The organism is Saccharopolyspora sp. (assembly GCF_017434145.1).
Taxonomy (GTDB): domain Bacteria; phylum Actinomycetota; class Actinomycetes; order Mycobacteriales; family Pseudonocardiaceae; genus Saccharopolyspora_C; species Saccharopolyspora_C galaxeae.
In genome coordinates, this window is the sequence record NZ_JAFRFW010000283.1 from 1 (window position 1) to 14514 (window position 14514).

The 14514-nt window shown below is 69.4% G+C and carries 15 protein-coding genes and 1 tRNA gene; 6 read left to right on the forward strand and 10 right to left on the reverse strand.

Translation table 11 applies throughout. The features are described 5' to 3' along the window. A partial coding sequence (locus IJH84_RS07845) for a PH domain-containing protein (protein ID WP_295142097.1) occupies positions 1–330 on the reverse strand: 330 nt, incomplete at its 3' end. A 165-nt stretch (positions 331–495) separates the two neighbouring features. Beyond that, complete coding sequence (crgA, locus tag IJH84_RS07850; protein WP_200068047.1) at positions 496–762, reverse strand: cell division protein CrgA; 267 nt, start codon at positions 760–762, stop codon at positions 496–498. Between the two features lie 243 nt (positions 763–1005). On the opposite strand from crgA, the gene IJH84_RS07855 reads away from it, so the two are divergent. From IJH84_RS07855 to IJH84_RS07865, 3 genes are read left to right on the forward strand one after another with little or no spacing between them, the layout of a single operon-like run. Continuing rightward, positions 1006–1824 carry a class E sortase gene (locus tag IJH84_RS07855; RefSeq protein ID WP_295142101.1) on the forward strand — a complete coding sequence of 273 codons (819 nt, stop codon included), beginning with the start codon at positions 1006–1008 and terminating at the stop codon, positions 1822–1824. Further along, the gene (locus IJH84_RS07860) at positions 1824–1979 is read left to right on the forward strand and encodes a hypothetical protein (RefSeq protein ID WP_295142104.1); all 156 of its coding nucleotides are present in this window, start codon (positions 1824–1826) and stop codon (positions 1977–1979) included. The genes IJH84_RS07855 and IJH84_RS07860 overlap by 1 nt, the downstream gene beginning before the upstream one ends. A 40-nt stretch (positions 1980–2019) precedes the next feature. Beyond that, positions 2020–2661 carry an aminodeoxychorismate/anthranilate synthase component II gene (locus IJH84_RS07865; protein ID WP_295142107.1) on the forward strand — a complete coding sequence of 214 codons (642 nt, stop codon included), beginning with the start codon at positions 2020–2022 and terminating at the stop codon, positions 2659–2661. 154 nt (positions 2662–2815) lie between these two features. Here the strand turns inward: IJH84_RS07865 and pknB are convergent, their stop codons facing one another. From pknB to IJH84_RS07900, 7 genes are read right to left on the reverse strand one after another with little or no spacing between them, the layout of a single operon-like run. Then, entirely contained in the window at positions 2816–4795 is a 1980-nt protein-coding gene (gene pknB, locus IJH84_RS07870) for a Stk1 family PASTA domain-containing Ser/Thr kinase (protein WP_295142110.1), read from the reverse strand. After that, positions 4792–6390 carry a serine/threonine-protein kinase gene (locus tag IJH84_RS07875; RefSeq protein WP_295142113.1) on the reverse strand — a complete coding sequence of 533 codons (1599 nt, stop codon included), beginning with the start codon at positions 6388–6390 and terminating at the stop codon, positions 4792–4794. Before IJH84_RS07875 ends, pknB begins: the two co-directional genes overlap by 4 nt. A gap of 3 nt (positions 6391–6393) precedes the next feature. Continuing rightward, positions 6394–7845: a penicillin-binding protein 2 gene (locus tag IJH84_RS07880; RefSeq protein WP_200068052.1), complete on the reverse strand. Its 1452-nt coding sequence runs from the start codon at positions 7843–7845 to the stop codon at positions 6394–6396. Then, on the reverse strand, positions 7842–9251 hold the full coding sequence (locus tag IJH84_RS07885) for an FtsW/RodA/SpoVE family cell cycle protein (RefSeq protein WP_295142120.1): 1410 nt from the start codon (positions 9249–9251) through the stop codon (positions 7842–7844). Before IJH84_RS07885 ends, IJH84_RS07880 begins: the two co-directional genes overlap by 4 nt. After that, positions 9251–10687 carry a PP2C family serine/threonine-protein phosphatase gene (locus tag IJH84_RS07890; RefSeq protein WP_200068054.1) on the reverse strand — a complete coding sequence of 479 codons (1437 nt, stop codon included), beginning with the start codon at positions 10685–10687 and terminating at the stop codon, positions 9251–9253. Before IJH84_RS07890 ends, IJH84_RS07885 begins: the two co-directional genes overlap by 1 nt. Then, complete coding sequence (locus IJH84_RS07895) at positions 10684–11148, reverse strand: FHA domain-containing protein (protein ID WP_200068055.1); 465 nt, start codon at positions 11146–11148, stop codon at positions 10684–10686. The genes IJH84_RS07890 and IJH84_RS07895 overlap by 4 nt, the downstream gene beginning before the upstream one ends. 51 nt (positions 11149–11199) lie before the next feature. Further along, complete coding sequence (locus IJH84_RS07900; protein WP_295142127.1) at positions 11200–12504, reverse strand: FhaA domain-containing protein; 1305 nt, start codon at positions 12502–12504, stop codon at positions 11200–11202. Positions 12505–12726: 222 nt separating this feature from the next. Here IJH84_RS07900 and IJH84_RS07905 point away from each other — a divergent pair. Next, positions 12727–12809, forward strand: a tRNA-Leu gene (locus tag IJH84_RS07905). Positions 12810–13051: 242 nt separating this feature from the next. After that, the gene (locus IJH84_RS07910) at positions 13052–13534 is read left to right on the forward strand and encodes an HD domain-containing protein (RefSeq protein ID WP_295142131.1); all 483 of its coding nucleotides are present in this window, start codon (positions 13052–13054) and stop codon (positions 13532–13534) included. Position 13535: 1 nt separating this feature from the next. On the opposite strand, the gene IJH84_RS07915 is transcribed toward IJH84_RS07910, so the two are convergent. Continuing rightward, positions 13536–13766 carry a hypothetical protein gene (locus tag IJH84_RS07915; RefSeq protein ID WP_200068057.1) on the reverse strand — a complete coding sequence of 77 codons (231 nt, stop codon included), beginning with the start codon at positions 13764–13766 and terminating at the stop codon, positions 13536–13538. Positions 13767–13924: 158 nt separating this feature from the next. Here IJH84_RS07915 and IJH84_RS07920 point away from each other — a divergent pair. Next, positions 13925–14514, forward strand: a 590-nt coding sequence (locus IJH84_RS07920; protein ID WP_295142134.1) for an alpha/beta fold hydrolase, incomplete at its 3' end; no start/stop codon positions are given.

Here is a 14514-nt window from a genome sequence, read left to right on the forward strand (position 1 = left end):
CCCGTTGTCCCCGTCCAGCTCCAGGGTTCGCGCCGACCGCCCGAGCCGCTGCCTGCTGCGGACGTGGACCTGGATCCGCGACCACGGGTGGTGCCGGGTCCGGCCGAGCCCGCGCAGCGTGATGCCGGACTCGTCGGCCCGCAGGCGCGGCCGCGCCAGGCTCACGTAAGCCGAGGCGGTCGCCAGCACGAGCGCGAGCACGGCCACGAACAGCCGGTCCGTCGCGCTCTCGGTCAGCCAGCACCACCACGCGGCGGCCGCGGTCAGCAACCAGCCGCAAACGACGAGACCGATCGGCGTGGACCACTCGCGGGACGAATTCACAGGCACCCCCGCAGTCTGCCGCACTCGGGCGCCGGGGGAGTTATCCACAAGGGTTGTCCACAGTGGGGATGACTTACACGCGTGTGATTCCGCGGCCGCACCTGCGGCCGACGCCGCTGCCTGCAGCTTCGCGCAGTGCCGCCGCGCGAGACGGAGCGGTTCCGGTGCGGGTCAGCGCCACTTCATCGTCATCAGCAAGCCGACGATGATGAAGGCGAAGCCGACCGCGAAGTTCCACGCCTCCAGCTCCCGCATGAACGGGATCTGCGGACCGGCGAGGTAGTTGACGACCAGCCACAGCAAGCCGATCAACATCATCCCGAACATGACGACCAGGTAGATCGGGTGGGACGGGCCGACCGACTTCGCCTGCACCGGCGTGCGCCGATCGGCCGCCGGGGTGTACGAGTCCTTCTTGCGGACCTTCGACTTAGGCATGTTGTCCTCGTCGTGCGGGTCGGCGGCGCTCGCGCCTGCGCGGGGTCTGCTGACAGCGCCGCGGAAACGCCCGATGGCCGCTCGCGCGATCGGCCGTGCTGGTCCCGACCGCGATTCCCGGCGAACCGGGCGGGGCGGAACCGCGAACGGCGCTGCTCGTTGTCCATCTACACGTTAACGCAATTGCGCATCCGACCGAACACCCCTTCGCCGGTGCTGATCAGGTCGTGTCGAGAGGAGACCGTGTCAACCTCCGAGGTCGCAGAGTCCCCGCCGCCCGATCGGCGGCCCGAGCGGGTCGGCAAGGTCGTCCGAGGATGCGGAGAGGTGCTGATCACCTTCGGTCTGGTGCTGCTGCTGTTCGTGTTCTACGAGGTGTACGTAACGGACTGGTTCAGCGCTCACCGCCAGGCCGAGGCGGGCAAGCGGCTCCGCGAGCGGTGGCAGCACGGGCCGGCGCAGCAGCCTGCCGTGGTGGACGGCGACGGGTTCGCCGAGCTATACATCCCCGCGCTGGGGCACGACTTCCGCTACACGGTGCTGGAGGGGACCGATACCCGGACGCTGGCGAACGGCCCCGGGCACTACACCGGCACCGCGCTGCCCGGAGAGCAGGGCAATTTCGCCGTGGCCGGGCACCGGATCGGGCGCGGTGCGCCGTTCGGCGACCTCGACCAGCTGCGCTCGTGCGATGCCGTGGTCACCGAGACCGCAACCGACTGGTACATCTACCGCGTGCTGCCGATGCAGGGCGAAGCCGCCGGCTGGAACCCTGCGCACGATTCGCGGTGCGAAGGCGTCGCGCCCATCGGCGGGCCCTATGCCGGAGTGGCCGGCCGAGACATCGTGCGCCCGGACCAGGGCGAGGTGATCTACCCGGTCCCCGGGAAACCGCGTGAGCTGCTGCCGCGCTCCCAGCAAACCCGGATGATCACGCTGACCACCTGCCATCCGCGGTTCTCCGCGGCGCAGCGCTTGATCGTCCACGGCGTGCTGGTCAAGCAGTACCCGAAGGAACCGGCGCAGCCGGAACTGCGCCCGCCCGAGTTGGAGGAGTCCTGATGTACGCCTGGGTCTGGCGGCAGCTGCCGGGACCGCTCGGGGTCAAGATCGCGGAGGCGGTCCTGCTGGTGCTCGCGGTCATCGCACTGCTGCTGTTCGTCGTGTTCCCGTGGCTGGAACCGAAGCTCCCGTTCAGCGATGTGACCACGGTCTGAGCCCGCCGAAATCCGTGGACGCCGCCGGTATGGTGGCCACGTGCGCGTACTAGTCGTCGACAACTACGACAGCTTCGTCTACAACCTCGTCCAGTACCTCGCCCAGTTGGGCGCGGAGTGCGTGGTGCGGCGCAACGACGCGGTCACCGATGCCGACGTCGAAGCCGCCGACGGCATCCTGCTCAGCCCCGGCCCCGGCACGCCGGACCGCGCGGGCCGGTCGGTGGAGCTGGTGCAGCGCTGCGCCCGCGACCGGCGACCGCTGTTCGGTGTGTGCCTCGGGCATCAGGCGATCGGCGCGGCTTGGGGTGGCGTGGTCGAGCGGGCGCCGGTGCTGCTGCACGGCAAGACCTCGATGATCGAACACTCCGCAGCGGGCGTGTTCGCCGGATTGCCGCAGCCATTCGTCGCCACCCGTTATCACTCGCTGATCGTGCGCGCGACGACCGTGCCCGCGGAGTTCGAAGTCACCGCGCGCACCGCCGACGGCATCGTGATGGGGATGCGGCACCCCGAGCTGCCGCTCGAAGGCGTGCAGTTCCACCCCGAGTCGGTGCTCACCGACGGCGGGCACCGGATGCTGGCGAACTGGATGGCCGCGGCGGGGCACCCGGTTCCGGCGGAGCTGGTGGACGAGCTGGAAGGCGAGATGCGCGCACTCGCCGCCGCGGCGCACCGCTGAGCTTGATCATTCGCGAGTCCCTGCGCTGGGGCGAAGGCGGTTCCACGTGAAACCGCCGGATAGCCGGCCGCGCAGCACGCGACCCGGCCGAGCGCACTAGGCACGCAAAAAGGCGCCGCCGCGACCCTGCGCGACGGCGCCTCGAAACTTCCGATCAGTCGAACGGCGGGAGCAGCCCACCCGTGGTCGGCGGATTGCTGCCGCTCGGGCTGAGGTCGTACTCGCCGATCTGCAACGTCACCGACTGGTTCTTGCTGATCTTCTGACCGGCCGACGGTGAACTGCCGAGCACCTTGTCGTCCATGCTCGTGTCGTTGGTCGGCGTCTTCTGCTCGTTGATCGAGCCGTTCCAGCCGAGCTTCTTGAGCTCGGCTTCCGCCTCTTCCTTCGACTTGCCGGTCAACGATGGCATGGTCAACTGGGCGCTGTTCGAGACGACCAGGGTGACCTCGGCGTTGCGCTTGACCTGCGTGCTGCCGCTCGGGTTCTGGTCGATCACCTGGTTGCCGGGCTGCTCGGAGTCGCGCTCCTGGCGCTTGACCTTGAAGCCCGCGCTCTCCAACGTCGCCTTCGCCTGCTCGTAGGGCAGGCCGACCACGGTGGGCAGCAGCGTCTTCGGGATCTCGGCACCGATCGTCACGTTGATCGTGGTGCCCTTGGCCACGGAACTGCCCTTGTTGTCCCACTCCACGATCCGGCCGACCAGGCTGGAGTCCTCGACCGGGGTCTCCTTGTCGTCCAGGCCGATGCTCAGCCCGGCCTGGGCCAGCAGCTGGGCTGCCTCGTTCTTGCCCTTGCCGTAGATGTCCGGCACCTGGACCATCTCGGGGCCCTCGCCCTCGCAGAGGTTGATCCGCGTCTGGCTCTTGAGCACCATCGCGCCCGGCGGCGGGTCCTGCTTCATGACGTGACCGACCTGGTCCGCGGGCGAGAAGCAAGGGGACGTGTCGAAGTGCCATCCCTGCGAGTTGAGCTGCTCGCGCGCTGCGGCCATCGTCATGCCCTGCACCGGTGGCACCGCGACCTGCTTCGGTTGCTCCGGCCCGCCGAAGATCCCGGTCGCCAGCCAAGCGACCAGCGCGAACACCGCCACGCAGGCGAGCGTCACCAACGCGATCAGCCAGTTCCGGCGGCCCCTGCCCTGCGGCGGGTCGTCGTCGACGACCGCGGTCGTGCCGGTGGGACGGTCCCCGGAACGGTGCCTGCCCGGGGTGAACACCTCGGTGTTGGCAGGCGGGGGAGCCATCATCGAGGTGCGCTCCTCCTCCGACATGACCATCGGAGCCTTCGGGCGCTGCCCGGACAACACCCGCACCAGGTCGGCGCGCATCTCGGCGGCCGACTGGTAGCGGTTGGCCGGGTTCTTGCTCAACGCCTTGAGCACCACCGCGTCCAGCGAAGCGGGCACGGTCTGGTTGACGTCCGAAGGTTTGCGCGGATCTTCCCGCACGTGCTGGTAGGCCACCGCCACCGGCGAGTCACCGGTGAACGGCGGCTCCGAGGCCAGCAGCTCGAACAGCACGCAACCCGATGCGTACACGTCGGAGCGGGCGTCCACCGACTCGCCGCGCGCCTGCTCCGGGGACAGGTATTGCGCCGTGCCGATCACGGCGGCGGTCTGCGTCACCGCCGCTTGCCCGTCGGCGAGCGCGCGGGCGATGCCGAAGTCCATCACCTTCACCGCGCCGGAGCGGGTGATCATGATGTTGGCCGGTTTGACGTCGCGGTGCACGATGCCGTGCCGGTGGCTGAAGTCCAGCGCAGCCGAAGCGTCCGCCATGACCTCCATGGCCCGGCGCGGCGTCAGCGGGCCCTCGGTCTTGACGATGTCGCGCAGCGTCCGGCCGTCCACGTACTCCATGACGATGTACGGCAGCGGCCCGTTCTCCGACTCCGTCTCACCGGTGTCGTAGACGGCGACGATCGCCGGGTGGTTCAGCGCCGCGGCGTTCTGCGCTTCCCGGCGGAAGCGCAGCTGGAACGTGGGATCGCGGGCCAGGTCGGCGCGCAATACCTTGACCGCCACGTCGCGCCCCAGCCGGATGTCCCGGCCGCGGTGGACCTCCGACATACCGCCGTACCCGAGGTTGTCCCCGAGTTCGTAGCGGTTGGAGAGAAGTCGCGGTGAGCTCATCGATGCGTCGTCCCGATCCTTGTCAATGATCGTCCCATCATGCCGACCCGCAGTCCGCTGCCGATCGCCGCCGGATGGTGGCGCCGACCTGCGTGGTGTGTTCCCGTTCCGGCTGTTCCCGTCCTGGTCGGTCCGACGGCGGGAACGATTCCGAACGCCGGCCGCGAAGGCTCCGGTGACCGGCTCCCGGCGCCCGCACGGCGCGCGCGGTCACGACCGGAATGCCGTAGCGCAGTCTGTCTGATCCATCCCGAAGAATCCAGGAGCCTCAGCTCGTCGGCGCACCGACGCGGGTCCACGCGAGTGGCCCCCATCGTTGCAGAGCCGACTGCCGCGGTTCCCGGTACCGCCTTCGGAGTTGCGCCGGTGCGCACGGCCTCGATTCGACGCCGCCACCCCATCGCACCGAGCAGCGGCGAGCCGGCGGCGACGGCCATCGTGCCGGGCATCAGCAACCAGCTCAGCCAGCCGATCAGCACGACGACGATCACGCCGAGCAGCGCGAGCAACACCCACAGCGCGGCCCGGGAACGGCGCTGCGCGGAAGCCTGCACCGGGATTCCCGAAGTCGGGGGCCCGGACTGCTGGGCGGCCGCCGGCAGCTGCACCGACCCCGGGGGATACGTGCCGCCGAGCTGTCCGCCGGGAAGTGCGGGCTGCCCGACATGCAGCGGGGGCACGCCTCCGGAGGGTGCCCCCACGTTCCTCGGTGGTGGTTGCTGCGGCGGGATGCCCAGCGCCGCAGGCGTCGGTAGCGGTAATCCGGCCCGTACCGCGGCCACCGCGGCGGCGAACTCGCCGCCCCCGCCGTAGCGGCGCCGGGGGTCCTTCACCAGCGTCGCTTCGAGCAACGCCCGCACCCCCGGCGGCACGTCCGGCGGCAACGGCGGCGGTAGCTCGCGGATGTGCATCATCGCGACCGTGACCGCGTTGTCCGACAGGAACGGGCGATACCCCTTCAAGCACTCGTAGCCGACCACCGCCAGCGAATACACGTCGCTGGAGGGGGTCGCGTCACCGCCCAGCGCCTGCTCCGGGGCGATGTCGTGCGCAGTTCCCATGACCATTCCCGAACGCGTGACCGGCGCGGCATCCGCCGCCTTCGCGATGCCGAAGTCGGTGAGCTTCACCGTGCCGGTCGGGGTGATCAGGATGTTGCCGGGCTTCACGTCGCGGTGCACCAGGCCACGCTCGTGCGCGGCCTGCAAGGCGTTGCCCGCCTGTTCCAGCATGTCCACGACGTGCTCCGGGGCGATCCGGCCCTCGCGGGCCAGCACCGCCGCCAGCGGCTCGCCCTCGACCAGTTCCATCACCAGGTAGGCGGTGTCCTCCGGCCCGTCCGGGATCGCCGCGGTTTCGCCGTAGTCGTGCACGGCGGCGATCCCCGGGTGGTTCAGGGAGGCGGTGGTGCGCGCTTCGGTGCGGAAGCGGTGCAGGAACTCGGCATCCCCGCACAACTCCGGCTTGAGCACCTTGATCGCGACCGTGCGGTCCAACCGGACGTCGACGGCTTCCCACACCTCGCCCATTCCACCCACGGCGATCCGCAGGCCCAAGCGGTACCGCTCGGCGAGCAACTGGCCGGAGGTCAGCACTGATCAGCCACCTCCCTGCAAGCCCGCGCGGATCACCTCGCGGCCGATCGGGGCGGCGATCGAACCACCGGTCGCCTCGGCGCCCTCGTCGCCACCGTTCTCGACGATGACCGCGACCGCGATCTGCGGGTCCTCAGCGGGCGCGAACGCCACGTACCAGCCGTGCGGCTTGTCGCCCTCGTCGCCGTGCTGGGCGGTGCCGGTCTTGGAGGCGATGTCGACGCCGGAGATCTTGCCGGAGCCCTTCGTGTACTTCTCCGACTGCAGCATCATGTCCTTGATCTGCCGAGCGGCGTTCGCGGACACGGCCTGGCTCATCTGCTCCGGCTGCAGCTGGTCCATGACCTCCATGTCCGGCGCCCGGGTGCTCTTGACCAGCTGCGGCTTCATCAGCTTGCCGTCGTTGGCGATCGCGGCGGCCATCATCGCGTTCTGCATCGGGGTGACGCGCACGTCGCGCTGGCCGATGCCGCTCTGGTACAGCGAGGCGGGATCGGACATCGGGCCGAGGTCGGACTTGGCGACCTCCATCGGGATCTGCAGGTCCTTGCCGAACCCGAACTTGCCTGCGGTTTCGCGCAGCTTGTCCGCGCCGACCTTGCCCGCGACCTCGGCGAACGCGGTGTTGCACGAGTGCGCCAGCGCCTCGGTCAGCGTCCCGCCCTTGCAGGTGTTGCCGCCGTAGTTCGGCAGCTGCGTGTTCGTGTTCGGCAGCGTGATCGACGAGTCGCGGGTGACCGGGCTGTTCGGCTGGTAGCCGCTGTCCAGCGCGGCCGCCGTGGTGATCAGCTTGAAGGTCGAACCGGGCGGGTAGATCTCGGAGACCGAGCGGTTGCTCATCGGCGAGCCCTCGGCGTTCTCCTGCGCCTTCCAGTGCTTCGCGGCGACGTTGCGGTTGTGCGAAGCCAGCGGGTTCGGGTCGTAGGAGGGCGCGTTGGCCATGCTCAGGATTTCGCCGCTCTTCGGGTTCAGCGCCACCACCGAGCCTTGGTAGCCCTTGCTGGTGAGCTGCTGGTAGGCGGTCTCCTGCATGGCCGAGTCGATGGTCAGCTCCACGTCCCCGCCCGCGGGGTCGCGACCGGTGATCATGTCCGAGAGCCGCCCCAAGGCCATGCTGTCGTCCGAGCCGTTGAGGATCTTGTCCTTGGCCCGTTCGATGCCGTTGGAACCGTGGGAGGCGGAGTAGAACCCGGTCACCGGCGCGTACGCCGGCCCCTTCGGGTAGGTGCGCAGGTACTTCAGCTCGTCCGGGGTCTCCACCGAGTTGGCCACGGACTGCCCGCCCGCGATGATCTGCCCGCGCTGGTGGGAGTACTCGTCGTAGATCGTCCGGCGGTTCTGCGGGTGGTCCCGCAGCTCACCGGCCTGGATCACCTGCACGTAGGTGACGTTGCCCATCAGCAGCAGCACCATCGCCATCATGGCCATCGCCACCCGGCGCAACGGCTTGTTCATCGCGGACGCTCCACCAGCTCGGTATGTGCTTCGGCGATCGGCGCCTGCTGCTGCTTCGGCTTGGCCGGAGTCTGCGGTCGGCGCGCCGCGTCCGAGATGCGCAGCAGGAACGCGATCAGGATGTAGTTCGCCAGCAGCGAGGAACCGCCGTACGCCAGGAACAGCGCAGTAAGGCCGGTCAGCGGGATCAACCCGGTGACACCACCGGCCACCACGAACAACTGCAGGGCGAGCACGAACGACAGCCCGCCGCCGAACAGCTTGCCGAAAGAGTCGCGCACCGCCAATGCGCTGCGCAGACCGCGCATCATCAGCATCAGGTACATCATGAAGATCGCCATCAGGCCGACCAGCCCGAGCTCTTCACCCAGCGACGTGACGATGAAGTCGCTGAACGAGAACGGCACCCGCTCGGGGCTTCCGTTGCCCAGGCCGGTCCCGCCGATGCCGCCGTAACCGAGGCCGAACAGCGCTTCCCGGAGCTGGTAGACGGTGTCGTCCTCGCTGAGCGGATTCAGCCAGCCGTTGACCCGGTCCTGCACGCGGCCGACCAGCTGGAACGCGAGGAAGGCACCCCCCGCGAACAGCGACAGGCCCAGCACCACCCAGATCGCGCGCTCGGTGGCGATGTAGATCATCACCAGCACGATGCCGAAGAACAGCAGCGACGTGCCCAGGTCCTTCTCCAGCACACCGATGCCGATCGCGGCCGCCCAGGCCACCAGGATCGGCATCAGGTCGCGCGGTCGCGGCAGCTCCACGTTCAGGAACTTGCGGCCGGCCGTGGTGAACAGGTCGCGCTTGGACACCAGGAACGACGCGAAGAAGACCATCAGCAGGATCTTGGCGAACTCGCTGGGCTGCACGCCCAGCGGACCGATCTTGATCCACAGCTTCGCGCCGGTGGCCTCGGAGATCGCGCTCGGCAGCACGCCGGGCAGCGCCAGCAGCGCCAGACCGACGAACCCGCAGGTGAAGCTGTACTTCGCCAGCAGCCGGTGATCCTTGACGAAGATCAGCACCAGCAGGAACAGCACCAGGCTCAACGTGAGCCACACGATCTGCCGGATCGTGTAGCTGCTGCCCGATGCGATGTCGATCCGGTGGATCATCACGATCCCGAGCCCGTTCAGCAGCGCCACCAGCGGCAGGATCAGCGGATCCGCGTACGGCGCCCACTTGCGCACCGCGAGGTGCGCGCCGCCGAACAGGGCCAGGTACGCCGCGCCGTAGTAGAACAGCTGGCGCGTGACCGTGTTCTCCTGGCTGATCTCCACCAGCATGATCGCGACCGTGACGATCGCCGCGGAGAACACGAGCATGGTCAGCTCGGTGCCCCGGCGGGTGTTGCCCCGCGGAGCCGGAGCCGACCCGTGGGTCTCGGAGGCGGCTTCCGGCTGTGCCATCAGCTCACCGTCCGGCAGGTGACACCGGGAGTCTGCTGCACCGAGACCAGCGGGGTGTCGGTCGGCGACGGCGGCGGGCTCGGCGGTGACGGCGGCTGGCCCGGTGCGGTGGACGTCGCCGGGGCGCCCGGAGGCGTGCTCCCGGGCGCGGGGTTGTCCGCCGGTGGGGGAGTGGGCTGCTGCGGCGGTTCCGGCTTCGGCTCCTCGCACTGCGGCAGCAGCGAATTCATCCGCAGCCGCCGCATCGACTCGCGAGCCGCTTCCAGCCCGTTCACATCAGTGATCCCGCTGCGCACGTCGGTCCGGCGCGCCTCCTGCAGGTCGTTGATGCCGATCGGCTTGCAGTCGGCCGCCGAGCCCTGCGGGCAGGAGTCCTCCACCTGCCAGCGCAGCGACACGCCCAGCGCACTTCCCTGCAAGCCCTGGAAGATCACCACGTCGTCGGCCTGGTTGACGCCGATGTAGTACTGGTTGAGCACCCACCAGCGCCCCACCAAGGCCGCGATGACCAGCACCGCCAGCACTCCGCAGGTCACGAGCAGCGCACGCAGCCGGCCTCGCCGGTGCGTGCGTTGGTCAGGAGGGGGGGATGTGTCGTACCGCTGCTGCGGCTGCTTCGGCAGCGTCGCCGCGCTGGCGCGGGCGGCCGAAGAGTCCGGCTGCGGATCCTCCTCTCCGACTCCCGCGGCGCCCCCGACGATCGGGGCGTCCTCGCCGAATTCGACGTCCACCACGTCGGCGACGATCACCGTGACGTTGTCCGGGCCGCCGCCGCGCAGCGCGAGCTCGATCATCCGATCTGCGCACGCCTGCGGGTCGGCGATCCGCAGCGCCTCGGCCATCGTCTCCTCGCTGACCGGGCTGGTGAGGCCGTCCGAGCACAGCAGGTAGCGGTCGCCCGCACGGGCCTCGCGCACCGCCAGGCTCGGCTCCACCTCGTGGCCGGTCAACGCCTTCAGCAGCAGCGAGCGCTGCGGGTGGTTGGCGGCCTCCTCTTCGGTGATCCGGCCTTCGTCGATCAGCGACTGCACGAAGGTGTCGTCGTGGGTTATCTGGGAAAGCTCGCCGTCGCGCACCAGGTAGGCGCGGGAGTCGCCGATGTGCACCAGCCCCAGCTTGCTGCCCGCGAACAGCACCGCGGTCAGCGTGGTCCCCATCCCGTCCAGGTCGGGATCGTGCGAGACCAGCTCGGAGATCGCACCATTGCCGGACAGCACTGCCTGCCGCAGGTGCCCGAGCAGGTCGTCGCCGGGTTCGTCGTCGTCCAGCGGCGCCAGCGCCGCGATGACGACCTTGCTGGCTACCTCACCGGCGGCATGGCCACCCATGCCGTCCGCGAGGGCGAGGAGTCGTGGGCCGGCATAGACCGAGTCCTGGTTGTTGGAACGAACCAGGCCGCGGTCGCTGCGGGCTGCGTAGTGAAGGACGAGGGTCATGAGCGCAGCTCGATCACCGTCTTGCCGATTTTGATCGGAACGCCGAGCGGGACCTTGGAAGCTCCCGTGACCTTCGCCCGATCGAGGTATGTGCCGTTAGTAGAGCCTAGATCTTCCACGTACCAGTCGTTGCCGCGCAGCGACAACCTCGCGTGCCGGGTCGACGCGTAGTCGTCGTCCAGCACCAACGTGGAGTCGTCGGCTCGGCCGATCATGATCGGCCGCCCTTCGAGCGAGATGCGCGTGCCCGCCAGCGGGCCGTGCGTCACGACCATCTGCCGTGGCGCCTTGCTCCTGCCGCGGGCCTGCTTGCTCGACGTCTTACCCGCCCCCGGCATCGACACCCGCATGCCGGAGGCGGAGTACAGATCGGAACGAACCACGCGAAGCGCGGCCAGCACGAACAACCAGAGCAGGGCGAGGAACCCTGCTCTGGTCAGCTGAATAACCAGCTCTGGCACTTGTTGTGAACGCTCCTACTCCGTCGTCGGAGCCAGGCGACCGGGAACCGGTCAGCCCTGGCTGCGGAACACCAGGGACGAGTGGCCGACGCGGACCACGTCCCCGTCCGCCAGCTGCCAAGTCTGCACCGGCGTGCCGTTCACCGTGGTGCCGTTCGTGGAACCGAGGTCCGCCAGCATCGCCGACATGCCGTCCCAGGTGATCTCGATGTGCTTGCGCGAGACGCCGGTGTCGGGCAGCCGGAACTGCCCCTCCTGGCCGCGGCCGATCACGTTGGAGCCGTGCTGCAGCGTGTACGAGCGGTTCGATCCGTCGTCGAGTTGCAGCGTAGCGGTCAGCTGGCGCTGGTCCGGATACCCCGGAGCGTTCGGCGGGTAGCCACCGGGCTGGCCGAAGCCCTGGTCGAAACCGGGCTGCGGCTGGCCGAAGCCCTGGTCGTAGCCCGGCTGCGGCGGCTGGCCGAAGCCCTGGTCATAACCGGGCTGCTGGCCGTAGCCGGGGTCGTAGCCCTGCGGCGGCTGCGCGTAACCCTGCCCGTAGCCCTGGTCGTAGCCCGGCTGCTGCGGGAAACCGCCAGGAGTGCTCGGCGGGTAGCCCCCGCCCGGCTGCGGCGGCTGGCCGTAACCCGGCTGCGGCGGCTGGCCGTAGGGGTCGTAGCCGGGCTGCGGCGGCTGGCCGTACCCGTAACCCTGGTCGTAACCGGGCTGCTGGCCGTAGCCGGGCTGCTGGCCGTAGGGGTCGTAACCCGGCTGCGGCGGCTGGGCGTACCCGGGGGCCTGCTCGTAGCCCGGCGGCTGCTGCCCGTAGCCGGGCTGCTGGCCGTAGCCGTAGTTGGGGTCCTGGCCGTACTGGTTCTGCCCGTAGCCCTGGTCGTAGCCGTACTGACCCTGCTGGCCGTACGGATCTCCCTGGGGATAGTGGCCTGGTGGCTGGCTCATGGGTCGGTCTCCTGCGGTACGAGGGGTGGCCGTCCGACGTTTTACATCGGGGTCGACGGACGACTTGATACGAAACTGTCCCGTGTGCAGCGTCTCAGAGCGCTCCAGGGAGACTACGACGTCACCATATGTGTCCCACCCCTGCTCTGTGAGGTGCTCCTGAACGCAGTCGGTGAGGAGGTCGATAACCCGGTCCTCATCACCGGCGAGCCGCTCGTGATCCGACGGGCTCAGCAGCACGGCGTAGTGGTTGCACGCCAGCAGCCTGCCACCCGCGAGCTCGCGCAACTGCATGTCGGCTTCCCGCTGCAAGTCCTGCGCGACCTCTTGCGGGACGACCTTCCCGCCGAACACACGCGCGAAGCCATTGCCGACCATGCCTTCGAGCCTGCGCTCGAAGCGCTGCACGAGGCCCACGACAATCCCCTCCACACGTACGACTCCGACGACCATCGTATCTGGGTCAACGGGGCGGGACACCGCCCAGTTCCCAACTCGTCGACCCCCTGCCGAAAGTCGTTTGCCGCGTGGTGCTAATGTTCTTCTCGCCAGCACGACGGCGGGCCGGTACCACCCAGGTGCAGCGGACCCCCGGTGCGAACGGCCGGAGCGGGCAAGATAAGCTTCGGACCGAGCCACGGGCGAGTGGCGGAATGGCAGACGCGCACGGTTCAGGTCCGTGTGTCCGGAAGGACGTGAGGGTTCAACTCCCTCCTCGCCCACTCGAAAAGGCCCTCGGCTGCTGCGCCGGGGGTCTTTTCTCGTCGTATTGGTTGGGGGACCGAGTCCCCCAAGCCCCCTGCGGTGCGGCTGGGCGCGTTTCGCGGGCTCCTTGCGATTGGGACGGTTCCCGGTCTGGGTGGGGGACCAGCCTTCGGCGGTCCCGGGGGGACCGGCCTTCGGCGGTCGGTGGGGGTGCTCTGGTGGGGTTTTCGGGGGTGAGACTTTCCTCAGCTTTGGACGGGTGGGGAAGGTCATGGTCGCGGTGCGGGTAGGAGGTGGCGTTGTGCTGGGTTTGGTCGAAGTCGAAGAGGTGGCCCGGAAAGCGCACGCCGGCCAAGTGGACAAGGCCGGTCGGCCGTACGCGGAGCACCTGGCGGCGGTCGCGGCGGGGGTCATCTCCGCCGGCGGCGACGACTGCCAGATCGCTGCCGCCTGGCTGCACGACGCGGTCGAGGACGGCGCGGTCAGCCCGGAATGGCTCGCACGCGCGGACCTGTCGGAGCGCACCAGGAGCATCGTGCTCGCCTTGACCAGGCGCGATGGGGAGGATCAAGCCGAATACGCCCGGCGGATCCTGGCGACTCCCGGCGCACTGCTGGTCAAGCGATCGGATCTCGCGCACAACGCCGACCCGCAGCGGCTCGCCGAACTGGATGCGGCGACCGCGGGGCGGCTGGCCCGCAAGTACGCCGAAATGCGGGAGTTGCTGGGAATCGGGAGCTGACTCAAGCGTTCCAGGTGACTTCGCACGGTTGGTGCGGCCGGACCGCCGACGTGCACTCCGGACAACGCTGGATGATCGACTCGGCGTGTCCGCCGCCCGCGAACGGGATCTTGATCCAGCGGTTGCAGACGGTCGGCAGCAACTGGCCGCCGGGGAACGTCCCGGGTGCGAACTCCACCGCGTGGCGCACTCGCGCACCCGGTCCGACCAGCCAATACACCGTTTCGCGCATAGCGCCTCCCCACGCCGCGGTCCGGTTCGGACACGCTAACGGCGCGACCCGCACCTCCACAGGTATCGGTCGAGTGAACTGAACAGTTTCGGATAGTGCCCGCGGGCATGACCGGCCCGGCCGCGGGTAAGCCGTCGACGACGGAGAAAGGAGCCGGTTTGCGCAGTTGGGAAGAACTGGGTCTGCACGCCGAGGTCGAAGGCCCGGCGGACGGTCCCGCGCTGGTCCTGTCGAACGCGCTGGGAGGCACCCGCGAGATGTGGGGATCGCAACTCCCCGTCCTCACCGAGCACCACCGCGTGGTGCGCTACGACCAGCGCGGTCACGGCTTTTCGCAGGCGCCGCCCGGCCCCTACCTGCTGGAGGACTTGGCCGAGGACGTGCTCGTGCTGCTGGACCACCTGGAAATCCGGTCCGCGTCGTTCGCGGGTTCCTCGCTCGGCGGCATGATCGGGTTGTGGCTGGCCGCGCACGCCCCGGACCGGATCGACACGCTGACGGTGTGCTGCACGTCGGCCTGGCTGGACGGGCGGGAGACCGAGCTGGACCGCGCGCGTGCGGCGCGCGAGCACGGCACCAACGAGCTGGTCTCGCCGACCATCGAGCGCTGGTTCACGCCGTACTTCCGCGAGCACCACAGCGTGGAGACCGCCGATTACGCGGCGATGATCGCGGGCACCGACGACGAGGCGTACGCGCTGTGCTGCGAGGTGATCGCGCACGCCGACCTGCGCGCGGACCTGCCCGC